The organism is Paraburkholderia bryophila (genome assembly GCF_003269035.1).
GTDB lineage: Bacteria > Pseudomonadota > Gammaproteobacteria > Burkholderiales > Burkholderiaceae > Paraburkholderia > Paraburkholderia bryophila.
Genome location: NZ_QLTK01000022.1, coordinates 59367 through 83746 on the forward strand (window position 1 = coordinate 59367; position 24380 = coordinate 83746).

Sequence of the window (24380 nt, forward strand, 5' to 3'; positions counted from 1 at the left end):
GTCAACCCACCACGACACGAGGTTGCCACACAGCGCGAGGCGCGCGTTCGCTTACGACCGGTGTTCTACCTTCGACGGCGACGCGTGCGACAACTGGCTGCCCCAGCGCATTGACAAAGAAGGGAACGGCCATAGAACGCAAAGCCTGTATCTGCTTCGCTTTCACTTTTCTACCCGTAAGTTGTACTAATTCTTGTGGTGAAAGAAACATATCGCAATCGCTCAATTTTCCCGAGTGGACAACCAAAAACACCCTAGCTCTTGATTCCAATATGCTTGACATCTGTCGAGAGTTGACCCAACTCTAAGGGCGGAATCGAAAACCAGCTTAATCGCATCGACAGGGCTATCGGCTAACAGATGCGCAATCGGCAAATCCTCCGGAACAGCAATGCCTCTGCTCGTCCAATATCGCTTCTCGTTCACTGCGTGCTCCGCGAAGTCCTTCGTCATGTACTTGCATAGGTACGACGCCAACTTATGGCGCAGTCCCTTTTCTCGGAACGGGTTGCGTACGTCGATATTTCCATTGTCCTGCCCCACGACGCTTCGCCAAATTGCACGCAAGACCCGATAGTTTTGGCGCCCCTTTACAGCGACATGCAGATGCCATGCCCCGCGCTTCTGGCGTTCAGCGACGGCAACATACTGAAAATCGACCAGGCGGCCAAGACGTCTGCGTAGAGCGTCAAAATCCTTTTTCAGCCGGTCCTTGTCGGTCATGTTTTCACGGTAAGTCAGGGTAATCATCCGGTCAGCGCGAATCGCTTTGCAACGAAGCCTCACCTGCTTCTTCGCGCGCTTAGCTGCATCCATCTGGTTCTGCTCTGTGTTCTCCGACTCACCGCGTTTAGCCCGAGGCAATGTACTCAGGTGCTGAGCACCCATATAACGATCGAATCGAGTCGCCGTTACCTCCACCTGACCATCACCAAAATTGCGCCCGCGGACCACCCATTCGCGGCGAAACGCCGAGAAATTGCCTATACTGTCGTCGTGCATTGCAACTAGTCCTTGTAATGCTGTTGTACGAGCCTCGAACCGTTGCAGCGGTCGGGGCTTTTTTTATTGCCGTTTCCTACAAAACATCGCGCCACCTACGACCGACGCCCCCGCAAACGCGGCCGCCTACCGCGCACCGGCAATACCACCGGACCCAGAAGGTCAATAGGCCTCAGACGACATCGAACGATGAACCTTCGACCGCTCTTCACCCGCTTAACCAACTTATAACGCCAGCCCTTCGCTGCTGCGACACTCACCATCTTGGGCCGCCACGAACTGAAAAACCTTTTGGCTAGCTTTGACGCCAATCTCTCGCGCATCATTTAGCCTTGTACGTTAAGTGTCCCTGATATAAATCTAGGCGCGCTTCGCGCGCCGGCTGTCCTCGCTGCCGCTGCGGGCAGGCGGCCGCACGAAGCACCCCTAATACCCCACCGCAGGCAGCTTGGCATGGGCTTCGCCGACCTGCGGCCGCCTCTGCCCACACCAATAGCGTACGCGTCCACTACCGATGTCAAGGCCGAGCCGCTGCGCGGTCGGCTACGCCGAGCCCTGACATCGGCGGCCAGGCATCTGCCAACTTCACCGACAGCGGACCGCATACCGCCTCAAATCCTGTTGATCTGTAGGACAAGCACGATGTCAGACCGAGCCCTGTCTGTTGACGGCCACCCAAAATTGACCCGGATGCAGGGAAAATTTTCATCGAAAATTGACCCACATGTTCGAACGCCTGCTTGGGAAGCCAAGCGGGAGAACCGGAGTGATTACGGTGAGCATGTTGGCCAAGATCAGGCGGATGCATTTCCGCGATGGCATCCCGCTAAGGGATATTTCTAGACGCACCGGGTTGTCTAGAAACACGATCCGACGATGGCTTCGTGAGCCTGCAAATGAAGACCCGCATTATCCGAAGAGAGTCAACGCGAGCGTCGTTGACCCATGGTCGGAGCAGTTGCGTCTGTGGCTCGTCGCCGACTCCCGGCGATCAAAACGTGAGCGACGAACGGCAATGCAGATGTACGAGGCCTTGCGGGCCTCCGGATATGACGGGAGCTATGGACGCGTTTGCGCGTTTGTACGTCAGTGGAAAGACAAACGCGATCAAAACCCGCAGCGCGGCGCGTTTGTGCCCATGTCATTCGAATACGGCGAAGCGTTCCAGTTCGACTGGAGTTGCGAGTACGTCTTCATAAGTGGACTTCGTAGACGTATTGAAGTCGCCCATATGAAGCTCGCGGCAAGCCGTGCGTTCTGGCTTGTGGCGTATCACATGCAAAGCCACGAAATGCTGTTCGATGCGCACGCCCGCTCCTTCACGGCGTTTGGAGGCATTCCGCGCCGCGGCATCTACGACAACATGAAAACCGCGGTAGACAGAGTCGGCCCGGGCAAGGAACGCGCTATCAATGCCCGGTTCCATGCAATGTGCAATCACTACCTGTTTGAACCCGAGTTCTGCAACCGGGCCGCTGGGTGGGAAAAAGGTATCGTCGAAAAGAACGTCCAGGACCGCCGTCGCCAGATCTGGTATGAGGCTCTACGAATCCGCTGGGAGTCGCTAGACGTACTCAACGTCTGGCTGTCAGAGCGATGCTATCAGGCATGGCATGAACTGCGGCATCCGCAATGGCCGGAACTAACGGTTGCGGATGCATTGCAGGACGAACAGCCACGCCTGATGCAGAACCCGAAACCCTTCGACGGCTATATCGAACAACCCGTAAGGGTTTCGTCCACCAGCCTGATTCACTTCCAGCGCAATAGATACAGCGTACCCACCGAACACGCCAATCACGTCGTCAGCCTACGAATCTATCCGGCGTTCTTGAGCATCGTTGCCGACGGTGGCGAAATCGCAAGACATTCAAGGAGCTTTGATCGGTACCAGACCTTCTATGACTGGCGCCACTACATCGGCCTGGTTGCGAGAAAGCCTGGAGCGCTGCGCAACGGTGCTCCGTTCCTCACTATGCCGGAACCGATGCAGCGGCTGCAACGCCATCTACTGCGGCAGGAGGGCGGCGATCGTGTGATGGTGCAGGTGCTATCAGCCACCCCCATACACGGCTTGGAAGCCGTGCTGGTTGCCGTCGAATTGGCATTGGAATCCGGCCGTCCCAGCGCTGACCATGTGTTGAACATACTGGCCCGCCTGAAATCGCCGGCAACCCGACAGGGGGGGAAAGTACAAACAGCGATCAGGCTTCGTATCGAACCGCTCGCCGACGTCGATCGCTACGAGCAACTTCGTTTGCAACCCGGCCAGGAGGATGATCATGTCGAATGAGACCGCAGCACAGCTGAAAGCACTCAAACTCCACGGCATGGCTCAGACATGGCCAGAATTGCTAGCGCAGGCCCGACATAACGAGTTCGACCCGGAGATGTTCATGCAAACGCTGCTGAAAGCTGAAGTTGCGGAACGCACAGTCAGGTCGATCAACTATCAGATGGGCTCTGCGCGCTTCCCGGCTCATCGGGATCTGGCGGGTTTCGACTTCTCCCAGTCAAGCATCGACGAGGCACTCGTACGTGAACTCCACACTGTCCGGTTCTGCGATTCAGCACAGAACATCGTGTTCATCGGCGGCCCAGGTACCGGGAAAACACATCTCGCAACAGCGCTCGGAATCGAGGCCATCCAGCGACATGCAAAGCGCGTCCGTTTCTTTACCACCGTGGAACTGGTCAACCAGCTTGAGGCTGAGCAAGTCGCCGGCAAACCTGGGCAACTTGCCACACGTCTGATGTATGTGGACGCTGTAATCCTGGACGAACTGGGATATTTGCCGTTCACTCAAAACGGTGGCGCACTTCTCTTCCACCTATTCTCCAAGCTTTACGAGCGAACGAGCATCATCGTCACAACCAACCTTAGCTTTACCGAGTGGTCGAGCGTATTTGGGGACGCAAAGATGACAACCGCGCTGCTCGACCGCCTCACCCATCACTGTCATATTGTGGAAACCGGCAACGATTCGTGGCGGTTCAGAAACAGCACGGCGGGGCAGCCCGCAAAGCGGGCTGCAACCCGTAAAAGCTCACCTAAAACAACTGAAAACACAGAAATTGAAGCCCCAGATTAGCGCTCGTGCGCTTACAGGGTGGGTCAGTTTTAGATGAAAACGGTGGGTCAAATTCTGGTGAAAATCAACAACAAAATGCGTCTGAGCCACGAATCTATTGCTCCGCAAAGATTGCCACATCCCTTACAAGACGGGGCTGCGCAGAATACGAATGCGCGATAATTGCGGAGCGAAATTCGATGGATTAACTTTGTTTTTATTACGTTTTTATTCGGACTTTTAATCCGTTGGTCACAGGTTCGAATCCCGTACGGCCTACCAAAAGATTCAAGGGCTTGCACGCGTCAGCGTGCAAGCCCTTTTCTCTTTAGCGCGCACTTTCACTCTGCCCCACCCCCGCGCGCCCATTCATTCCCCCGAATAGTTCGCCACCTCACAGACCGCGCGAGTCCTCCGCTCGCATGATCGCTTCACGGCGCCTGTAGAGCGTTCTAAAAAAGACCACACGACAGGGTTCCCGGGCAAAAGACCCGTGGCCCAACCGCCCAGGGGGGCGCCCATGAAAACTGCAAAAGTAATCTGGGTAGTAGGTTTGACGGGTTTGACGATCTCGATCGGAACGGCGCACGCCCAGCAAGTCTTCGTCGAAGGCGGCACGCTCGGCGTGGGTATCGGCGCGGCGCTGAACGTCACGTCATGGTTTGGCGTGCACGCGGACTTCAACGCGATCAACTTCTCGCACAACTTCACGGTGGGCGGCAATCGCTACGAGGACGGTGTACGGCTTCGCCAGGGCGGCATCTATGGCGATCTCTTTCCGTGGACGACCAGCGGCTTTCGCATCACCGCCGGCCTTCGCTTCACCGACGACGAAGTCAGCGGCAATTCCGTTCCCACCAACGGCACTTACACCTTCAAAGGCAAGACCTCGCAGGCCTTCCCAGGCGAATACGCGACAGCCACCGTGAAGTACCCGACCGTCATGCCGTATCTGGGCGTGGGCTATGGTTTGCGTCCCGCAGCCAAAGGGTTCGGCCTGGTCGTCGACGTGGGCGTAGCTTATGGCTTACCGCGCTCTTCGTACACGTTATCGCCAGCACTCGCCCAAGCCGCAGGGCCGACGATGAGCCAGGATATCGCCGCAACCGGCTTGCAACAACTGCGGGATAAGGCATCCTCCTATCGGTGGTATCCGACGCTGCAAATCGGCGTCTCGTACCACTTTTGACTAAACACCGGAACCGGGACCCAGCACTTTCCTACACACAACATCCACGCCACTGACAGAACAACGCCAAGCCCGAACCTAATTATTTATTGAGACGTAAAGACGTGCAATGATCGCCGCCGGTCCAGCAAAACACGCTTACGGGCCGGATCGCAAACACTTCGGCAATGCCGCAAACCCTGCGCTTTCATTCCGTCGACATGTCCAATTTTCTGTTCGGTATCCTCTCGAACCTCGCGTTGATGGCGGTCGTGCTGATCGCTTGCCACGTGTACAACCGGCTCACACCCGGCACGGCGCTCAATGGCGCACGCGTGTTCGTCGCGCTGGAGTTCGCCGCGTTGCTGCTCGACACCGCGTTAACTTTCCTGGTCTTCGCCGACGCGCAAAACCGCTACGGCCAGTTCTGCACGCCTGCGGCATTCTTCAAGCGCGTCGGCACATACGGCGTCGCCGTGCTTGCCGCGTTCGGCTGGCACTACGTCGCGTGCCGCCGCACGCGCTCCAGGAAAACGCGCACCGGCAAAACGCTCGTGATCCGCACTTCGCCGTATTCAGAATCGCATCTGCCCATGTGAATCGCCGCAGCGTCGGCACGATCGTCTCGTCGCACGGAGTAGGCTCCACCTGCAATCCGCGAGATCCTCACACGCGACCGCCTCAATGCCTGGCATTCCCCGCCAGCCACCAGGCATAGCCGTCGCGGACACGCCTGGAACGGTCCTTGCGCATGCGCGCGCCGTCACCTATAACTTCCGAAGATCGCGTGTTACCGTTCGCGCCCATCGCCGGGCATGTGCCGCTGTATTGCGCCACCACCGTCCAATCAGTAGAAGGCAACTTACCCAACGAGGCACATCTTGGATCTCGAAACCGTTCGCGTGTTCATCATGACCCGAGGCATCGACCTCGGCACCAAGGTCCTCGGCGCGATCGTCCTGTGGATCGTCGGACGCTGGCTCATCGGCCTGATCACCGGCCTGCTGCGCAAAGTGCTGGCGCGCAATGGCAAGGTCGATCCCACGCTCGCGCATTACCTCGCCTCGATTCTCGGTGCGCTGCTGAACCTGCTGCTGATCCTCGCGATCCTGCAGGTGTTCGGTGTGCAGACCACGTCGTTCGCTGCCCTGCTCGCGGGTCTGGGTCTCGCGATCGGCACCGCGTGGGGCGGCCTGCTCGCGCACTTCGCGGCGGGCGTGTTCATGCAAGTGCTGCGACCATTCAAGGTCGGCGATTTCGTCACCGCGGGCGGCGTGACCGGTACGGTATCGGAATTGGGCCTGTTCGGCACGACCATCGTGACGCCGGACAACGTGACGACCATCGTCGGCAACAACACGATCTTTTCCGCCACGATTTCGAACTACAGCGTATTGCCGGTCCGGCGCGTCGAGCTGACGGCCAAGATCGCCAACGGCGTCGATCCGACCGACGCGATGAATCGCCTGAAGGCCGCCGTTTCGCAGATTCCGAACGTTGCCGAGAGCCCCGCGCCGGACATCGAAGTACTCAGCTTTACGCCGGAAGGTCCGTTGCTGTGCGTGCGGCCCTATACGAACAATGCCCATTATTGGCAGGTCTATTTCGATACCAATCGCGCGATCATCCAGACGTTCAAGGAAGCCGGCTATCCGACGCCGGAAACGCCGCTCGCGCCGCGCGCGGTGACTTGATCGGGCGCATAGGGACTTTAGCGTCTGCCGGGACGAAGCGTTCGTCGCGTTGCCCCGGCATCCAGAGGCACGCATCCGCTCGATTCAAAAGCACAAACAAAAACGGCGTCGCGAATCGATTCGCGACGCCGTTTCTTCATGCGCCGATACAAGCGCGCAATGCGTTTCAGCGACTACCCGCCTTAGCCCCATTCCTGCGCAACATCTTCCACAGCGCACCGAGCACGACCGGCACCACGGCCGCGCCGATACCCACCAGCACGATCACATTCAGATACTGGCGAATGAACCCGATGTTGCCGAAGAAGTAGCCGAGCAACACAAGCAACAGCACCCAGAACAACGCACCGGCCACATTGAAGAACTGAAACCGGCTCACCGTCATTTCCGATGCGCCCGCAACGAACGGCGCGAAAGTCCGCACGACCGGAATGAAACGCGCGAGCACGATCGTCTTGCCGCCGTGCTTCTCATAGAAGTTATGGGTTTTCTGCAGCGCGCTGCGATCGAGAAAACGCTCCAGCAGAGGAATGTGCGAATTGAACACACGCGGCCCGATGGCCCGTCCGATCATATAGTTGAGCGTATTGCCGCCCACCGCCGCGACCAGCAACAGCACGATCAGCAGACCGAGGTTCATCTCGCCGGTCGCGCAGAACGCGCCGCCGATAAACAGCAGCGAATCGCCCGGCAGAAATGGCAGAACGACGAGGCCCGTTTCACAGAACACGATCAGGAACAACACGGCGTAGACCCACGCGCCGTACATGTGAATGAACTGTCCCAGGAATTTGTCGATGTGCAAGACCAGATCGACGAAATGTAGCAGCGTATCCAAGAAGCGTCCTTTACTAAGCGTATTAGCGTATTAAGCGTGCTGAGCGAATCAGGCAAATGAGCGCGTGGCCGTACGTGCGACCTCGCAGGCGATGCTGGCAGGCACGAGCCTACCGCCGGAAATTGACCGCGTCATGATACCGAAAGTGCCCGGCCGCGATTAAAAAACTCAGGGAGTTCAGCGCGTCTGGGGCTCGCCGCGTCGAATCGCTATAATTTCGCCATGTCCGAAATCTCCGAAACGCCTGACGGCGCCGCCGCTGCGGCCAGCGCGGCTGCCACGGCCGCCGCCACGCCCGCCCCGCGCCCGTTGCGCGCGATCCTGCCCCTGCCCGATCAGTTGATCAGCCAGATCGCCGCCGGCGAAGTGGTCGAACGGCCGGCGTCGGTGGTCAAGGAGTTACTGGAAAACGCCCTCGACGCGGGCGCGCAAACGCTGCGCATCCTGCTGGACGAAGGCGGCGTCAAACGTATCTCGATCACCGACGACGGCTGCGGCATTCCCGAGAACGAACTCGCGCTTGCGCTGATGCGCCACGCCACCAGCAAGATCCGCTCGCTGGCCGAACTCGAAGCGGTCTGCACGCTCGGGTTCCGTGGCGAAGCACTGGCGTCGATCGCGTCGGTCGCGCAAATGTCGATCACGAGTCGCACCGCCGACGCGCCGCATGCCGTACGCGTCGACGCACAAACCGGCGTGCTGAGCCCCGCCGCCGGCACGCAGGGCACCACGATCGAGGTCCGCGAGCTGTACTTCAACACGCCCGCACGCCGCAAATTCCTGAAGAGCGAACAGACCGAACTCGGGCACTGCCTCGAACAGATTCGCCGCGCGGCGTTGGCGCGGCCGGACGTCGCGATTTCGGTGTTGCATAACGGCAAGGCGGTCGAACACTGGAATGCCACCGAACCACCGGCGCGGGTCGCGAAGATTCTCGGCGAGACCTTCGCGACGGCGCATCTGCCGCTCGACGAATCCGCCGGGCCGCTGGCCGTCTACGGCTGTGCGGGTCTGCCCACGGCGAGCCGCGGCCGCGCGGATCAGCAGTATTTCTTCGTGAACGGGCGCTTCGTGCGCGACAAGCTGCTCACGCACGCCGTGCGCGCCGCTTATGAAGACGTGCTGCATGGCGATCGCTATCCGTCGTATGTGCTATTTCTCGATTTGCCGCCTGAAGCGGTCGACGTGAACGTGCATCCGTCCAAGATCGAAGTGCGGTTTCGCGATTCACGCTCGATCCACCAGTTCGTATTTCATGCCGTACAGCGTTCGCTCGCGCGGCACGCGGGCGCGTCGCCGGAAACCACCGCGGGTGGGCATGCGGCGCATCTGGAGCCGGCGGCGGGCGGACCGGCTTCGTTTGGCGCGACGCCGCTGGGTGGCGCGGGTTTTGGAAATGGCGGCGGGGGTTTTGCCGGCAGCGGTTTTGGCGCGGGTGCAAGTGCGGGCAGCGGCGCAGGCGGCAGCGGTTTCACTAACGGCAATGGCAATGGCAGCAGCGGCTTCGGCGCCGCGCAGTCCGGCAACACATGGATGCGCCAGGCGCGCATGACGCAAGGCACATTGCCGGTCGCACAACCGCTCGCATTCTACGACGCCTTGTTCGGCCGCAAAGACCCCAGCGTCGGCACGACCGAAGGCGCCACGCTCTTCGAAGCGCGCGACTCGGCGAACGAAACCGCGTCGCCCTACGCCACGTCGGCGTACACATCACCCGGTTTCAACGCGGCCGACGAACAACCGCTCGGCTTCGCGCTCGGCCAGATTCACGGCATCTACGTGCTGGCGCAAAACACGCACGGGCTGGTGATCGTCGACATGCACGCCGCGCACGAACGCATTCTGTATGAGCAGTTCAAGAACGCGCTGGCCGATCGCTCGATCTCCGTGCAACCGCTGCTGATACCGCAGAGCATGCAGGCCGATCCGATCGAAATCGGCACCGTCGAAGAAGAACGCGACACGCTCGACGCCCTCGGCTTCGACCTCGCCGTGCTGTCGCCCACCACGCTGGCGATCCGCGCCGTCCCCGCGTTGCTGAAAGATGCCGACCTGCCCGCGCTGGCCCGTGCCGTGCTGTCCGATCTGCACGCGTTCGGCGGTTCACGCGTCTTGACCGAGCGTCAGCACGAACTGCTCGGCACGCTGGCGTGCCATCACGCAGTGCGCGCAAACCGGCGTCTCACGCTCGACGAAATGAACGCGCTGCTGCGTCAGATGGAAGCGACCGAGCGCGCCGATCAGTGCAATCACGGGCGTCCCACGTGGTATCAACTGACTCTGTCCGATCTCGATCGGCTGTTCATGCGCGGGCAATGATCGTGCGCTTGACGATGTCGCTGCAACCCGGGCGGGTACACCCGTGACTTCCAGCATTCAAACGCCGATCCCTTGCCTGCTGGGCCCGACCGCGTCCGGCAAAACCGCCGCCGCGCTGGCGCTGGCCGCGCGGCGGCCAGTGGAAATCATCAGTGTCGATTCGGCGCTGGTATATCGCGAGATGAACATCGGCACCGCCAAGCCGACCGCCGACGAGCGCGCGGTGGCGCCGCATCATCTGATCGATATCGTCGATCCCACCGACGCCTATTCGGCCGCCCAATTTCGCGCCGATGCATTGCGGCTGACCAGCGAGATCCACGCGCGCGGGCGGCTGCCGTTGCTGGTCGGCGGCACCATGCTGTACTACAAAGCGCTCACGCAAGGCCTGAACGACCTGCCCGCCGCCGACACCGACGTACGTGCCACGCTCGACGCCGACGCTGCCCGCGAAGGCTGGCCGGCCATGCACGCGCGGCTTGCAGCCGTCGACGCCGTAACGGCCGCACGCCTCGCGCCGAACGACTCGCAGCGGATTCAACGCGCGCTGGAAGTGTTCATGCTGACGGGCCAGCCGATGTCGGTCTTGCTGACGGCGCCCGCCCGAGTGGACGACGCCGCCGCGCAATGGCGCTTCATGCCGATCGCGCTCGAACCGTCGGATCGCAGTTGGCTGCATGCGCGCATCGAGACGCGCTTCGACGCGATGCTGGCGGGCGGTTTCATCGACGAAGTGGTGAAGCTGCGCGAACGTGGCGATCTATTGCCCGAGATGCCGTCCATGCGCTGCGTGGGTTACCGGCAAGTCTGGGAATATCTGGACGGCGCGGTCGATTACCCGACCATGCGCGACAAGGGCGTCTTTGCGACCCGGCAGTTGTGCAAGCGGCAGCTCACGTGGCTACGCGGCATGACAGAGCGGGTGGTGGTGGATTGCTGTGATCCGCACGCGACGGCGCGGGTGCTTGAAGCGATTGAAGCGTTGCTTTGAAACGTTGGTGTTTGACGCGTTGCGCTGCGGGCTTCGGAACGTAGAAACAACGAAGCATTGAAGCATTGGAACTTCAAACCCACGCGGCGCATGCTCATCACACACCGCGCAGGCTACCTACCTTTAAATCACGACCGTCGGCGCTTCACCGGCCGCGCTTTCGCGGATCACGCCGATCTTCCAGACCTGCTCGCCCGCTGCCGACAGCAAACCGATCGCCGCATCGGCGTCAGCCGCCGACAACACGACCGCCATGCCGATCCCGCAGTTGAACACGCGATGCATTTCCGCATCCGCCACGCCGCCGTGCTTTTGCAGCCACGAGAACAGCGGCGGCATTGGCCAGCAGCGATGATCCAGCTCAGCCGTCAGACCTTCACGCAGCACGCGCGGAATATTCTCGACCAGGCCGCCGCCGGTAATGTGCGCCATGCCCTTCACCGTGATTTGCTGCATCAGCGCCAGCAGCGGCTTCACGTAGATATGCGTGGGCGCCATCAGCGCGTCGGCCAGCGTCCGGCCGTCGAAATCCGCGTTCAGATCCGGCTGCGCGCGCTCGATGATCTTGCGCACCAGCGAGAAACCGTTCGAATGAATGCCGCTCGATGCCAGACCCAGCACCACGTCGCCCGGGGCGATCGTGCTGCCGTCGATAATCTTGCTTTTTTCCACCGCGCCGACCGCGAAACCGGCCAGATCGTACTCGCCGTCCGGATACATGCCCGGCATTTCCGCCGTTTCACCGCCGATCAACGCGCAGCCCGACAGTTCGCAACCTTGCGCGATACCCTTCACGACGGTGGCCGCCGTGGCGACGTCCAGCTTGCCGCACGCGAAGTAGTCGAGGAAGAACAACGGCTCGGCGCCTTGCACGAGAATGTCGTTCACGCTCATCGCCACCAGATCCTGGCCGACGGTGTCGTGTTTGTTCAGTTGAAACGCGAGGCGCAGCTTGGTGCCGACGCCGTCGGTGCCGGACACGAGCACCGGTTCCTTGTATTTCTTCGGCACTTCGAACAGCGCGCCGAATCCGCCGATGCCTGCCAGCACGCCGTCGCGCATCGTCTTCTTGGCAAAGGGCTTGATCGCGTCGACCAGGGCGTCGCCTGCGACCATGTCTACGCCAGCGTCGCGATACGACAAACCTTGGGCCGAATCAGTTGAATTCGGGGCGGATTTCGGTTGATTCATGGGGAAGAGCTCGAAGGTCGGTAAAATGCGATTTTACCCGATGCCGGCCGGCTGGCTGGAATTTGATTAATCCGGTCCGACGACACCTGGGAAGCAAACTTTGCAACAGAACTCCTCGATTCTGACGCCCGTTCAGCGCCGCGCCTTCGTCTGGCTCGCCATCGCGCTGGGCGTCGGCATTCTGCTGTGGCTGCTGAGTCCGGTCCTCACGCCATTTCTGCTCGGCGCGATTCTCGCGTACATTCTGCAACCGGGCGTGGCGTGGATGGTGCGCCGGCGTGTGCCGCGCGGCCTCGCCGCCTTGCTGATGATGCTGGTCTTCTCGCTGCTGATGACCCTGCTCGTGTTGCTGGTGCTCGCCGTGATCCAGAAGGAAGGGCCGCAATTGCGCCAGCAGGTGCCGGTGCTGTTCGCGCATGTGAGCGCATGGCTGCAGCCCAAGCTGGCGCTGCTGGGGCTCGCCGATTCACTCGATTTCGCCAGCATCCGCGATCTCGTGATGGGCCAGCTCGAAGGCAGCGCGCAAACCGTCGCACTGTACGCGTGGACCTCGATCCGCACCAGCGGCAATCTGATGATGACGGTGGTCGGCAATCTGGTGATGGTGCCGCTCGTGCTGTTCTATCTGCTGTACGACTGGAACCGCATGCTGGTGCGCCTGCAGAGCGTGGTGCCGCGCCGCTGGCTCGACAAGACGCTGCAACTCGCGCGCGACATGGACCAGATGCTGTCGCAATACCTGCGCGGCCAGTTGCTCGTGATGGCGGTGCTGGCCGTGTATTACGCGATCGCGCTGACCATCGCCGGGTTCGAGATTGCGTTGCCGGTCGGCATTTTCACCGGCATCGCAGTGTTCATCCCGTATATCGGATTTGCGACGGGCCTCGCGCTGGCGCTGCTTGCGGCGCTGCTACAGTTCGGCACCTGGTACGGTTTCGGCGCGGTTGCGCTGATTTACGGCTTCGGCCAGATCGTCGAGAGTTTTTATCTGACGCCGCGTCTGGTCGGCGAACGGATCGGCCTGCACCCGCTCGCGGTCATTTTCGCGTTGCTCGCGTTCGGTCAGCTATTCGGCTTTTTCGGCGTGCTGCTCGCGTTGCCGGTGAGCGCGATCCTGTCGGTGGCGGTGCGCGAGTTGCGGCAAAGCTATCTGGCGAGCACGCTGTATAACAACTAACGGCTGATTGACCCATTTTGGCCCGGAAGTCCGGGCCATCCGCGGTTTAGCGTTTTTCGGCTGCGTTTTTTGGCCTCATTTTCGGCCTTGTTTCCGGTCTTATTTCCGGCCTCATTTTCGGCATTGACCTACTGTGCTTCGTCAACTGACGCTCGATCTCGGCACCCCGCCGCCATCGACATTCGACAATTTTTTCGCCGGCGCCAACGCCGAGCTGGTCACGCGTCTGCGTGAGCTCGACAACGCGCTCGCCGCCGGGCCGGTCGCCGATCGCACCTTCTACGTGTGGGGCGAGTCGGGCAGTGGCCGCACGCATCTGTTGCAGGCGCTCGTGCACGAAGCGCCGCCGGGTCACGCGCGTTTTGCCGGCCCGCAAAGCAGCCTCGCCGCGTTCAGCTTCGACCCGCGCGTCGCGCTGTACGCAATCGACGATTGCGACGCCCTGTCCGCCGCCCAGCAGATCGCCGTCTTCAACCTGTTCAACGAAGTGCGCGCGCATCCCACCAGCGCGCTGGTCGCCGCGGGCAACGCGCCGCCGATCGGCATGACGGTGCGCGAGGATTTGCGCACCCGCCTCGGCTGGGGTCTCGTGTTCCATCTCGCGCCGCTGCCGGACGAAGGCAAGGCCGCGGTGCTGAAACACGCGGCGCGCGAGCGCGGCATCATGCTCGCCGACGACGTGCCGGCGTACCTGCTCACGCACTTCCGGCGCGACATGCCGAGCCTGATGGCGCTGCTCGACGCACTCGACCGCTTCTCGCTGGAACAGAAGCGCGCGGTCACGCTGCCGCTGTTGCGCACCATGCTCGCTTCACCGGACGCGGAAGAACGGCGCGGCACGCCGGCCACCGGCCCGGAGACCGGTTCCCACGCCGCGTCATCCGCTTCAAGTAAAATAGGCCCCCATGGCTAATCTCGCACTCTTCGATCTCGACCACACGCTCATTCCCACCGACAGCGACCACGAATGGGGCCGCTTCATGGTGAAGCAAGGCATGGTCGACGCCGAAAACTTCGCCCGTGAAAACGACCGCTTTTTCGCCGACTACAAAGCCGGCAAGCTCGACATTCACGCCTATCTGATCGCCATGCTCACACCGCTCGCAAAATACACGCGCGCGCAACTCGCCGAGCTTCACGCCCAGTACATGCATGAAGTGATCACGCCGGCCATTTTCCCGGTCGCGCTGGAACTGGTGAGGCAGCATCGCGAAGCCGGCGACCTGTGTTGTGTGGTCACGGCCACCAACGAATTCATCACCCGCCCGATCGCCCAGGCGTTCGGTGTCGACGCGTTGATCGCCTGCGAAGCGGAAACCGTCGACGGCCAGCCGCATTCGCCTTACACCGGCCGCCCCACCGGCACGCCGAGCTATAAGGAAGGCAAGATCGTCCGCACCGAAGCGTGGCTCGCCTCGCTCGGCAAGAGCTGGGGCGATTTCGAGCACAGCTATTTCTATAGCGACTCGCACAACGACATTCCGCTGCTCGACAAGGTCACCGATCCCATCGCGACCAACCCGGACGACACATTGCGCGCCCATGCGCAGGCCAAAGGCTGGCGCATCCTCGAACTCTTTCAAGCCACGTGATCAAAAAACTTATCCGCAAGCTATTCGGCCAGGACTCGGCGCCCGCTGACAACACTGCGCCCGCCGACACCGAAGCAGACGAATCCGGCAGCGCACCGGCACGCAACCGATCCGATACGGCCGGCGCCACCAAGGCCCGCCGCAAACCCGCACGCGCCGGGTCCGCCGCCAAGGCGGTGCGCGATCCCGACGTGCCGGTCATCATTCCGCACGACGTGCACGGCATCGACCCGTCGCTGATCTCCAGAAACGCGATTCGCGTGACCGAAGGGCTGCAACAGGCGGGCCACCGCGCGTTTATCGTCGGCGGTGCGGTGCGCGATCTGCTGCTCGGCATCAAGCCGAAAGACTTCGACGTCGCGACCGACGCCACCCCCGAGCAGGTGCAGAAGCTGTTCCGCCGCGCGCGCATTATCGGTCGCCGGTTTCAGATCGTGCACGTGCAGTTCGGCCAGGAAATCATCGAGACGTCGACGTTCCGCGCGCTAGTCGATCCGCCCGCGGCCGACGCGCCGCCCGCGCGACGCCTCAAGCGCGACGAGCTCGACCGCCGCACCCACGCGGTGGACGCCAGCGGCCGCGTGTTGCGCGACAACGTGTGGGGTGAACAGCACGAAGACGCCACCCGCCGCGACTTCACGATCAACGCGATGTACTACGATCCGGCCACGCAAACCGTGCTGGATTATCACAACGGCATGGCCGACATGCGCGCGCGTCTGCTGCGCATGATCGGCGACCCGGCCACGCGTTATCGCGAAGATCCGGTGCGCATGCTGCGCGTCGTGCGGTTCGCCGCGAAGCTCGACTTCGAGATCGAAACCAGCACCCGCGCGCCGATCGTCGAGATGGCCGATCTGATCAACAACGTGCCTGCGGCGCGTCTGTTCGACGAAATGCTCAAGCTGATGCTGTCGGGCCACGCGCTCGCCTGCCTGAAACGTCTGCGTCAGGAAGGCCTGCATCACGGCCTGCTGCCGTTGCTCGACGTGGTACTGGAACAGCCGATAGGCGAAAAATTCATTACGCTGGCGTTGAACAACACGGACGCCCGTGTGCGCGCCGGCAAACCGGTGTCGCCGGGCTTCCTGTTCGCCACGCTGCTGTGGCACGACGTGCAGCAGCGCTGGCAGAAATTCGAAGCGAACGGCGAGTACCCCGTCCCCGCATTGCATCGCGCCATGGACGACGTGCTCGACATGCAAACCGAGAAACTCGCGATCCACAAGCGCTTCTCGGCGGACATGCGCGAGATCTGGGGCCTGCAGTTACGCCTCGAAAAACGCTCGGGCCGAAGCGCGCTGAAGCTGCTGGAACACCAAAGATTTAGAGCGGGGTATGATTTCCTCCTGTTGCGCTGCCAATCGGGCGAACTCGACGAGTCGGTCGGTGCGTGGTGGACGGAGTTCATTGAAGGAGACATTGCCGCGCGTGAAGCGTTGCTCACGCAAGGCGGGAAGGACCGGAGCCCTCGAAAACGACGGCGGCGCGGCGGTGGCGCCAGAAGCCGCGCGCCGGGCGACGGAATGGAGGGCGGCACGCCAGCCGAACGCACAGATAACGGCGCGGACCACGACGGCCCGCACGAAGACTGACAGAGCGTTCGCTGAAGCCGTCGAACGATAGTTGCAGGAAGTTATGCCATGACGGTTGCTTATCTCGGCCTCGGCGCGAATCTCGGGGACGCGCGCCAGACCCTGAAAGACGCGGTGGTGTGCCTCGCACAACAGCACACGATCACCGTGCTCGCCAAGTCGAGCCTGTATCGCACCGCCCCGATCGACGCGGGCGGTGACGATTATTTCAACTGCGTCGTGAAGGTCGACACGACGCTCCCCGTGCGCCATCTGCTGGCGCTGTGCCACAAGATCGAGCATCAGTTCGGCCGCGAGCGGCCGTTTCGCAATGCACCGCGCACGCTCGATCTCGACATTCTGCTGTTCGGCGATCAATCGATCGACGAAGCCGATCTGATCGTGCCGCATCCGCGTCTGGTCGAGCGTGCTTTCGTGCTGGTGCCGCTGGTCGAGATCGACCCGACGCTGGTCATCCCGCAGCGCGGCCGCGCCGACGCACTGCTGCCCGGCGTGAGCGATCAACGTATCGAAAAGGTGAAGGGACCGTGCCAGTGCCCTATGCTCAATGCATTAACCCCCGCTGAGAGTACACCCGGCAAAGGCCGCTGCGAATGAACTCGCCGCCGCTCACTGTCACCGCGCCGCAACTGCGGCCGCCGTTCGGCTATCTCGCGATCGAAGGACCGATTGGCGTCGGCAAAACCTCGTTGGCGCGGCGCCTTGCGCAACGCTGGTCGATGCAGGAATTGTTCGAGCGTCCGCAGGACAATCCTTTCCTTGAACGCTTTTACCGCGACACCGCACGTTACGCGTTGCCCGCGCAGTTGCACTTCGCCTTGCAACGCGCGCAACAGGCGCAGGAAGTCGCTGCGGCGCAAGTGTCCGCCACCCCGCTAATCGCCGATTTCATGACGCAGAAGAACGACATCTTCGCGCGTCTGACGTTGCAGGAAGACGAGTGGCAGCTGTATCGCGCGCTCGCCGCCAGGCTTGAAGTCAACGCGCCGGCGCCGGATTTCGTGGTCTATTTGCAAGCCAGTCCCGAAGTGCTGTTCGCACGCATCCAGAAACGCGCGGTGCCGATGGAGTTGCAGATTTCCGACGCCTACCTGCACGCGCTGTGCGACGCGTACAACGAGTTTTTCTATCATTACGACCGCGCCCCCGTGCTGACGGTCAATGCCGAACATCTGAATCCGCTCGACTCCGACGCGGACCTTGCGCTGCTCGCCGAACGCATCGAAACCATGCGCGGCCGCAAGGAATTCTTTGTCAAAGGCACGTCGCTCTGAGCGACGCGGCCCTCTCTTTTCCAACGGATTGACCCATGACCTATTTGCAGGAAGCGAGCCGCAACGCCATCACCGTGCCGAAGCTACAGGCAATGCGCGACGCCGGTGAAAAAATCGCGATGCTCACCTGCTACGACGCGAGCTTCTCCGCGCTGCTGGACCGCGCGGGCGTCGACGTGCTGTTGATCGGCGACTCGCTCGGCAACGTGTTGCAAGGACAGACCACGACGCTGCCGGTCACGCTCGCCGACATCGCGTATCACACGGCATGCGTGGCGCGTGTGCGCCCGTCGGCGCTGGTGGTGGCCGACTTGCCGTTCGGCACCTACGGCACGCCGGAAGAGGCGTTCAGGAATTCGGTTGAATTGATGCGCGCCGGCGCGCAGATGGTGAAGCTCGAGGGTGGCGAATGGCTGGCCGACACGGTGCGCTTTCTGGTCGAACGGTCGATCCCCGTGTGCGCGCACGTCGGGCTGACGCCGCAATCCGTGCACGCGTTCGGTGGCTTCAAGGTGCAGGGCAAAACCGAGGCCGGCGCGAGCCAGTTGCTGCGCGATTCACTCGCCGTCGAAGCCGCCGGCGCGCAATTGATCGTCATCGAAGCCGTGCCGTCGCTGCTCGGCACGGAAGTCACCAAGCAGTTGCGAATTCCGACCATTGGTATCGGCGCCGGTGTGGAGTGCTCGGGTCAGGTACTGGTGCTGCACGACATGCTGGGGATCTTCCCCGGTAAGCGGCCGCGCTTCGTGAAGGATTTCATGCAAGGGCAACCGAACATTCAGGCTGCAGTGGAAGCGTATGTGCGCGCGGTGAAGGATGGGACGTTTCCTGGCGCCGAGCATCAATTCTGATTTTTCTTGAGTTGCCGGCGGCTTGACCGCTGAGCGGTGCGGCTGCTTATGCAATTCGATGCGATGCGGTTCAATGCGCTGCGTTCAGGATCGCGTATGCCGTACGTGATTCGAAGCCGAGGCTTGCGTTCCGGCACGTTGCTTTTGGCACCTCTAGATTCGTCGAAGCGCTCCGCTCGCGGTCTACCGGATAAGCCGCGCCGGCATCGCACCGCGCAATGCGTTGCAGATCAGCAGCGCTTCGGCATTCAGCAAGTCCGCTTGCGTCAGCACTTTCTCAGCCGCTTGCAGGTCTGCGTCCTGTTCGAGCAGAGCGCCACGCATCACACCCGGCAAGACGCCCGACGCGAGCGGCGGCGTCCACCACCGCCCCGCCAGTTTCACGAAGACGTTCGACCGGCCGCCTTCGGTCAGCTCGCCTCGTTCGTTGAAGAACAGCGTGTCGAATGCGCCCTTCGCCTCGGCTTCGCGCCAGCCGCGATCGTATTCGGCGCGGCGGGTGGTTTTGTGGCGCAGCAGCGGGTCGTGCGCTTCGGTTGCGAGGAAATTCTGGTCTGAAGCCAGCAACACACCCACCGTCGGGTCCGATAGCGGGGTTAGCACCGCGGCCGTGATGTGGATCGCGCCGTTCTTGCTGAGCGCGAGTCGCATGCGATGCGGTGTGCGCGCCGCCAGCGACTCACATGTCGCTGCGATCTGTGCGCGAATCGTCTCTTCTGCGCCGAGACTGAAACCCAAGCTTGCCGCGCTGCGCGACAGCCGTTCGAGATGACGCGACAGATGCCGCACGCCCTCCTCGCGCGTCGCGAGCATCGTTTCGAACAGATCGAAGCCCGGTTCGGCGCCGGTTAGAAAACTGGCCTTCAATTGACACTCCGCGAATTCGTCGGCGGCCACGCTGTCGAGGACAATGCCCGCGCCGACGCCCATGGTGCCTCGCAACTCGCCGGTTTGTGCGGCATGGCTCAGCGTCAACGTTCGAATAGCGACGGAGAGGCAGAAATCGCCGCACACGCCCGAGTTTGTCTCCGCAGCGCCGTCGGCCACCCCCGAAGGCGCGTCGAGCCAGCCAATCGCGCCGGTATAAAGCCCGCGCGGCGTGCTTTCAAGTTCGTCGATCAACTGCATCGTCCGATGCTTCGGCGCGCCGGTAATCGACCCGCACGGAAACAACGCGCGCAGAACGCCGGCGAACGACATGCCGGGCCGCAAGCTGGCCTGCACCGTCGACGTCATCTGCCAGACCGACGCATACGGCTCGACTGAAAACAGCGCGGGCACCTTGACCGAGCCGGTTTGCGCGACTCGCGACAGATCGTTGCGCAACAAATCCACGATCATCACGTTCTCGGCGCGGTTTTTCGGATCGTTACGGAGAAACTCGGCTGCGCCCTGATCGGCCTGCGGATCGACCGAGCGCGGTGCGGTGCCTTTCATTGGCCGAGCCTGCAACATCGCCCCGTCCTTTTCGATGAAAAGCTCCGGCGAACACGACAGCACCCACTGGCTTCCCGGCAACGCGATCAAGGCCCCGTACGGAACCGGCTGCCGCGCTCTTAATCGACGATAGAGCGCGATCGGCGAACCGAACACATCGAAACCCAGGCGGTACGTGTAGTTGACCTGGTAGGAGTCGCCCGCTTCAAGCGCGGTGTGGATTGCAGCGATCGCCGCGTCGAACTGTGCGCGCTCGACACTCGCGCACACGTTCGCCGTGCCCGCTACCGACGGCTCGATCGCGCCGCCGTCGGCCCCGGTCAACCACGCGTCGACTTCCTCGCGGGAGCGCTTCTCGCAGCGTTCGAACAATAAAAAACGCAGCGTGGCCTGGCCACGCTGCGTTTTCGGAAGCAGGCGCGAATCTCCGTCGAGAAGATGGCGCCCAAACTCATAATCGGCGAGCACGACGGCATGCAGCCCACGCAAGGTATCCGCCGCCACGGACTCGCATACGGTCTCGAGTTGCGCGGCGTCCGCGCACACCCGTTCCCGCACAAAACCCGTGTACAGACGACTCGAACGGCGCGCCGCCGTCGCGTCGCAATCGTCGAGCAACGCGAAGACCGCGCCGCGCTGATCTGCCGTCATGCTTACCGCCAACTTCAAACCGCCATTAATCGAAGAAGCTCTTCACCCGGTCGAACCAGCTCTTGCTTTGCGGGCTATGCCGCGAGCCGCCCTCCACCAACGCCTTCTCGAACTGCTGAAGCAATTCGCGCTGCGAGTCGGTGAGCTTGACCGGCGTTTCGACTTGCACGTGCACGTACAGATCGCCAGCAATGCTCGAACGCAGCCCCTTGATGCCCTTGCCGCGCAGACGGAACGTCTTGCCCGACTGCGTGCCTTCCGGAACGGTGAAGCTGGCGCGGCCTGCGAGGGTCGGCACTTCGATTTCGCCGCCGAGCGCTGCGGTGGTGAACGGAATCGGCATCTGGCAGTGCAGATCGTCGCCGTCGCGCTCGAACACCGAGTGCTGCTTGATATGAATCTCGACGTACAGATCGCCCGACGGACCGCCGTTGATACCCGGCTCGCCGTTGCCGGCCGAGCGGATGCGCATGCCGTCGTCGATACCTGCCGGGATCTTCACTTCCAGCGTCTTGGTTTCCTTCACCTTGCCCGCGCCGTGGCAATGGCCGCAAGGGTCGGGGATATAGGTGCCGGTGCCGTGGCACTTCGGGCAGGTCTGCTGGATGCTGAAAAAGCCTTGCGACATCCGCACCGAACCCGAACCGCTACAGGTCGGGCAGGTTTCCGGCTTGGTGCCGGGCTTGGCGCCCGAACCGTGACAGATTTCACACGAGACCCAGCTCGGCACGCGAATTTGCGTGTCATAGCCGTGTGCGGCCTGTTCCAGCGTGATTTCCATGCTGTAGCGCAGATCGGCGCCGCGATACACCTGCGGGCCGGCACGACCGCCGCCGCCGCGTGCGGCACCACCGGCCGCCTGGCCGAAGATGTCGCCGAAAATATCGCCGAATGCATCGGCAAAACCGCCGAAGCCCTGTGCGCCGGCTCCGCCCATGTTCGGATCCACGCCCGCGTGGCCGTACTGGTCGTACGCGGCACGCTTTTGCGAGTCCGACAGCATTTCATAGGCTTCCTTCACCTCTTTGAAATGCTCTTCCGCATCCTTGTTGCCCGGATTCCGGTCGGGGTGGTGCTTCATCGCAAGCTTGCGATAAGCCTTCTTGATTTCGTCGTCGCTCGCGTTCTTTGCGACGCCCAGAACCTCGTAGTAATCCCGTTTCGCCATATCGGTTCAACGCCACTCGCGCAATGCAACGCGGTGGCTCCTCTTGAATGCTGGAGTCTCACGACTCGTCCGGCCGCTGTTTTTTGCCGCTCGAAACCGGCTCGAAACAACGCCCTCCATAAAACAAACGTGCCCGGAGAGCCCCAAAAGGCTCGCCAGGCGAGATAACCGCTCTTGCACGTTGCTGCGGCCCGAATGGGTGCAGGGGATTGTGCAGCCGGGCCGCACACGTTGCCGTGTGCGGCTTTACGGTCGAAATGCGACCTGGCTTTAGTCTTTCTTGACTTCCTTGAACTCGGCGTCGACCACGTCGTCCTGCTGCTGGCTCGCGCCGCCCGCCGATGCACCCGCGCCCGCCGCGCCTGCTGCCGCTGCTTCGGCACCTTGCGCTGCCTGCATGTCCGCATACATCTTCTCGCCCATCTTCTGCGAGGCGGTTGCCACGACTTCGATCTTGGCTTCGATCTCTGCCTTGTCGCTCGAACCGCTCTTCAGCGTTTCTTCGAGGTCCTTCAGCGCGGCTTCGATCTTGTCCTTCTCGCCCGCGTCCAGCTTGTCGCCGTATTCGGTCAGCGCTTTCTTCGTGCTGTGGACCAGCGCGTCGCCCTGGTTGCGGGCGTCGGCCAGCTCACGCAGCTTGTGATCTTCTTCGGCGTTGGCTTCCGCGTCCTTCACCATCTTTTCGATCTCGGCTTCGGACAGACCCGAGTTGGCCTTGATCGTGATGCGGTTTTCCTTGCCGGTCGCCTTGTCTTTCGCGCCGACGTGGAGAATGCCGTTCGCGTCGATGTCGAAGCTCACTTCGATCTGCGGCGTGCCGCGCGGTGCCGGCGGAATGCCTTCGAGGTTGAACTCGCCCAGCAGCTTGTTGCCAGCTGCCATTTCGCGTTCGCCCTGGAACACCTTGATCGTCACGGCGCCCTGATTGTCGTCGGCCGTCGAGTAGACCTGAGCGTGCTTGGTCGGGATCGTGGTGTTCTTGTTGATCATCTTCGTCATCACGCCGCCGAGCGTTTCGATGCCGAGCGACAGCGGGGTCACGTCGAGCAGCAGAACGTCCTTGCGGTCACCCGACAGAACCTGACCTTGAATCGCGGCGCCAACGGCCACGGCTTCGTCCGGGTTCACGTCACGGCGCGGGTCCTTGCCGAAGAATTCCTTAACCTTTTCCTGCACCTTCGGCATACGCGTCATACCGCCGACCAGAATCACGTCGTCGATTTCGCCGACCTTCACGCCCGCGTCCTTGATCGCCATGCGGCACGGCTCGATGGTGCGTTCGATCAGTTCTTCAACCAGCGCTTCCAGCTTGGCGCGCGTGATCTTCAGGTTCAAGTGCTTCGGACCCGACGCGTCGGCCGTGATGTACGGCAGGTTGATTTCGGTTTGCTGGCTCGACGACAGTTCGATCTTCGCCTTTTCAGCCGATTCCTTCAGGCGTTGCAGTGCGAGCACGTCTTTCGACAGATCGACGCCCTGTTCTTTCTTGAACTCGCCGATGATGTAATCGATGATGCGCTGGTCGAAGTCTTCACCGCCCAGGAACGTATCGCCGTTCGTGGACAGCACTTCGAACTGCATTTCACCGTCCACATCCGCGATTTCGATGATCGAGACGTCGAACGTACCGCCGCCCAGGTCATACACCGCGATCTTGCGGTCGCCCTTTTCGGCCTTGTCCAGACCGAATGCCAAAGCAGCTGCGGTCGGCTCGTTGATGATGCGCTTGACTTCCAGACCGGCGATGCGGCCGGCGTCCTTGGTTGCCTGACGCTGGCTGTCGTTGAAGTACGCGGGAACCGTGATCACGGCTTCGGTGACCGGCTCGCCGAGGTAGTCTTCAGCGGTCTTCTTCATCTTGCGCAGCGTTTCCGCGGAGATTTGCGGCGGCGCCAGCTTCTGATCGCGCACTTCGATCCATGCGTCGCCGTTGTCGGCCTTCATGATCTTGTACGGCATCAGAGCGATGTCTTTCTGCACTTCTTTTTCTTCGAAGCGGCGGCCGATCAGGCGCTTGACCGCGTACAGCGTGTTCTTCGGGTTCGTGACCGACTGACGCTTCGCCGGCGCGCCGACGAGAATCTCGCCGTCTTCCATGTAAGCGATGATCGACGGCGTGGTGCGCGCACCTTCCGAGTTCTCGATCACCTTAACCGTGTTGCCTTCCATGATCGCCACGCACGAGTTGGTCGTGCCGAGGTCGATACCGATGATTTTGCCCATTTTTACTATTCTCCTGACTTTGATCGCTGCGGAAATCGCCTTGTTTGGCATCTGGCGGCAAGGCGATCCGCTCTCAATTCCTACCTGCACTCAACATAAGTGCGTCCGCATCGTTTTCAAGACCTCTTTTACGATGCG

21 protein-coding genes are annotated in these 24380 nt (G+C 61.8%); 14 read left to right on the forward strand and 7 right to left on the reverse strand.

Going from position 1 to position 24380, the window contains the following annotated elements; genetic code table 11:
• Position 1 precedes the first annotated feature (1 nt).
• Positions 2–283, reverse strand: coding sequence for a DUF4224 domain-containing protein (locus BX591_RS25830; protein ID WP_167444614.1), 282 nt, complete (start codon positions 281–283; stop codon positions 2–4).
• Complete coding sequence (locus tag BX591_RS25835) at positions 223–1002, reverse strand: rolling circle replication-associated protein (RefSeq protein WP_111934165.1); 780 nt, start codon at positions 1000–1002, stop codon at positions 223–225. The genes BX591_RS25830 and BX591_RS25835 overlap by 61 nt, the downstream gene beginning before the upstream one ends.
• 775 nt (positions 1003–1777) lie before the next feature.
• On the opposite strand from BX591_RS25835, the gene istA reads away from it, so the two are divergent.
• The 5 genes from istA (at position 1778) to BX591_RS25860 (ending at position 6935) form a co-directional block, all read left to right on the forward strand.
• Positions 1778–3295 carry an IS21 family transposase gene (gene istA, locus BX591_RS25840; RefSeq protein ID WP_111934213.1) on the forward strand — a complete coding sequence of 506 codons (1518 nt, stop codon included), beginning with the start codon at positions 1778–1780 and terminating at the stop codon, positions 3293–3295.
• Positions 3285–4094, forward strand: a complete 810-nt coding sequence (gene istB / locus BX591_RS25845) for an IS21-like element helper ATPase IstB (protein ID WP_111934166.1) — start codon at positions 3285–3287, stop codon at positions 4092–4094. The genes istA and istB overlap by 11 nt, the downstream gene beginning before the upstream one ends.
• Before the next feature lie 499 nt (positions 4095–4593).
• On the forward strand, positions 4594–5262 hold the full coding sequence (locus BX591_RS25850; RefSeq protein ID WP_111934167.1) for a hypothetical protein: 669 nt from the start codon (positions 4594–4596) through the stop codon (positions 5260–5262).
• Between the two features lie 167 nt (positions 5263–5429).
• Positions 5430–5840, forward strand: coding sequence for a hypothetical protein (locus BX591_RS25855; RefSeq protein ID WP_338068907.1), 411 nt, complete (start codon positions 5430–5432; stop codon positions 5838–5840).
• 282 nt (positions 5841–6122) lie between these two features.
• Complete coding sequence (locus BX591_RS25860) at positions 6123–6935, forward strand: mechanosensitive ion channel family protein (RefSeq protein ID WP_111934168.1); 813 nt, start codon at positions 6123–6125, stop codon at positions 6933–6935.
• Positions 6936–7101: 166 nt separating this feature from the next.
• Here the strand turns inward: BX591_RS25860 and BX591_RS25865 are convergent, their stop codons facing one another.
• Positions 7102–7773 carry a VTT domain-containing protein gene (locus BX591_RS25865; RefSeq protein WP_111934169.1) on the reverse strand — a complete coding sequence of 224 codons (672 nt, stop codon included), beginning with the start codon at positions 7771–7773 and terminating at the stop codon, positions 7102–7104.
• A 222-nt stretch (positions 7774–7995) separates the two neighbouring features.
• Between BX591_RS25865 and mutL the strand changes: the two genes are divergently transcribed.
• Together mutL and miaA are read left to right on the forward strand one after the other, a co-directional pair.
• A complete protein-coding gene (gene mutL / locus BX591_RS25870; protein WP_111934170.1) occupies positions 7996–10092 on the forward strand; it encodes a DNA mismatch repair endonuclease MutL in 2097 nt (698 codons plus the stop codon).
• A gap of 43 nt (positions 10093–10135) precedes the next feature.
• Positions 10136–11083, forward strand: coding sequence for a tRNA (adenosine(37)-N6)-dimethylallyltransferase MiaA (gene miaA, locus BX591_RS25875; protein WP_111934171.1), 948 nt, complete (start codon positions 10136–10138; stop codon positions 11081–11083).
• A gap of 123 nt (positions 11084–11206) precedes the next feature.
• Here the strand turns inward: miaA and purM are convergent, their stop codons facing one another.
• The gene (purM, locus tag BX591_RS25880) at positions 11207–12274 is read right to left on the reverse strand and encodes a phosphoribosylformylglycinamidine cyclo-ligase (protein ID WP_111934172.1); all 1068 of its coding nucleotides are present in this window, start codon (positions 12272–12274) and stop codon (positions 11207–11209) included.
• A gap of 100 nt (positions 12275–12374) precedes the next feature.
• Between purM and BX591_RS25885 the strand changes: the two genes are divergently transcribed.
• The 7 genes from BX591_RS25885 (at position 12375) to panB (ending at position 18763) form a co-directional block, all read left to right on the forward strand.
• Entirely contained in the window at positions 12375–13451 is a 1077-nt protein-coding gene (locus BX591_RS25885; protein ID WP_105507319.1) for an AI-2E family transporter, read from the forward strand.
• A 133-nt stretch (positions 13452–13584) separates the two neighbouring features.
• A complete protein-coding gene (hda, locus tag BX591_RS25890; RefSeq protein WP_035553244.1) occupies positions 13585–14364 on the forward strand; it encodes a DnaA regulatory inactivator Hda in 780 nt (259 codons plus the stop codon).
• Positions 14357–15043, forward strand: a complete 687-nt coding sequence (locus BX591_RS25895) for a histidinol-phosphatase (RefSeq protein ID WP_111934173.1) — start codon at positions 14357–14359, stop codon at positions 15041–15043. Before hda ends, BX591_RS25895 begins: the two co-directional genes overlap by 8 nt.
• Positions 15040–16638 (forward strand): polynucleotide adenylyltransferase PcnB, encoded by a 1599-nt coding sequence (pcnB, locus tag BX591_RS25900; protein ID WP_111934174.1) that lies wholly within the window; start codon positions 15040–15042, stop codon positions 16636–16638. Before BX591_RS25895 ends, pcnB begins: the two co-directional genes overlap by 4 nt.
• Positions 16639–16686: 48 nt before the next feature.
• Positions 16687–17235 (forward strand): 2-amino-4-hydroxy-6-hydroxymethyldihydropteridine diphosphokinase, encoded by a 549-nt coding sequence (gene folK, locus BX591_RS25905; protein ID WP_111934175.1) that lies wholly within the window; start codon positions 16687–16689, stop codon positions 17233–17235.
• Positions 17232–17912: a deoxynucleoside kinase gene (locus BX591_RS25910; protein WP_111934176.1), complete on the forward strand. Its 681-nt coding sequence runs from the start codon at positions 17232–17234 to the stop codon at positions 17910–17912. The genes folK and BX591_RS25910 overlap by 4 nt, the downstream gene beginning before the upstream one ends.
• A 35-nt stretch (positions 17913–17947) precedes the next feature.
• Positions 17948–18763, forward strand: coding sequence for a 3-methyl-2-oxobutanoate hydroxymethyltransferase (panB, locus tag BX591_RS25915; protein WP_111934177.1), 816 nt, complete (start codon positions 17948–17950; stop codon positions 18761–18763).
• 183 nt (positions 18764–18946) lie between these two features.
• Here the strand turns inward: panB and pabB are convergent, their stop codons facing one another.
• The 3 genes from pabB to dnaK form a co-directional block, all read right to left on the reverse strand.
• Positions 18947–20851, reverse strand: a complete 1905-nt coding sequence (gene pabB, locus BX591_RS25920) for an aminodeoxychorismate synthase component I (protein WP_111934178.1) — start codon at positions 20849–20851, stop codon at positions 18947–18949.
• Between the two features lie 25 nt (positions 20852–20876).
• Entirely contained in the window at positions 20877–22019 is a 1143-nt protein-coding gene (gene dnaJ / locus BX591_RS25925) for a molecular chaperone DnaJ (RefSeq protein WP_105507311.1), read from the reverse strand.
• Positions 22020–22289: 270 nt separating this feature from the next.
• Entirely contained in the window at positions 22290–24242 is a 1953-nt protein-coding gene (gene dnaK / locus BX591_RS25930) for a molecular chaperone DnaK (protein ID WP_111934179.1), read from the reverse strand.
• Positions 24243–24380 lie beyond the last annotated feature (138 nt).

Coding starts and splice junctions, on each gene's coding strand:
- BX591_RS25830 (WP_167444614.1), bottom strand. CDS start 283: ATGTCAAGCATATTGGAATCAAGAGCTAGGGTGTTTTTGGTTGTCCAC.
- BX591_RS25835 (WP_111934165.1), bottom strand. CDS start 1,002: ATGCACGACGACAGTATAGGCAATTTCTCGGCGTTTCGCCGCGAATGG.
- istB (WP_111934166.1), top strand. CDS start 3,285: ATGTCGAATGAGACCGCAGCACAGCTGAAAGCACTCAAACTCCACGGC.
- BX591_RS25850 (WP_111934167.1), top strand. CDS start 4,594: ATGAAAACTGCAAAAGTAATCTGGGTAGTAGGTTTGACGGGTTTGACG.
- BX591_RS25855 (WP_338068907.1), top strand. CDS start 5,430: ATGCCGCAAACCCTGCGCTTTCATTCCGTCGACATGTCCAATTTTCTG.
- mutL (WP_111934170.1), top strand. CDS start 7,996: ATGTCCGAAATCTCCGAAACGCCTGACGGCGCCGCCGCTGCGGCCAGC.
- purM (WP_111934172.1), bottom strand. CDS start 12,274: ATGAATCAACCGAAATCCGCCCCGAATTCAACTGATTCGGCCCAAGGT.
- BX591_RS25895 (WP_111934173.1), top strand. CDS start 14,357: ATGGCTAATCTCGCACTCTTCGATCTCGACCACACGCTCATTCCCACC.
- folK (WP_111934175.1), top strand. CDS start 16,687: ATGACGGTTGCTTATCTCGGCCTCGGCGCGAATCTCGGGGACGCGCGC.
- BX591_RS25910 (WP_111934176.1), top strand. CDS start 17,232: ATGAACTCGCCGCCGCTCACTGTCACCGCGCCGCAACTGCGGCCGCCG.
- panB (WP_111934177.1), top strand. CDS start 17,948: ATGACCTATTTGCAGGAAGCGAGCCGCAACGCCATCACCGTGCCGAAG.
- pabB (WP_111934178.1), bottom strand. CDS start 20,851: ATGACGGCAGATCAGCGCGGCGCGGTCTTCGCGTTGCTCGACGATTGC.
- dnaJ (WP_105507311.1), bottom strand. CDS start 22,019: ATGGCGAAACGGGATTACTACGAGGTTCTGGGCGTCGCAAAGAACGCG.
- dnaK (WP_111934179.1), bottom strand. CDS start 24,242: ATGGGCAAAATCATCGGTATCGACCTCGGCACGACCAACTCGTGCGTG.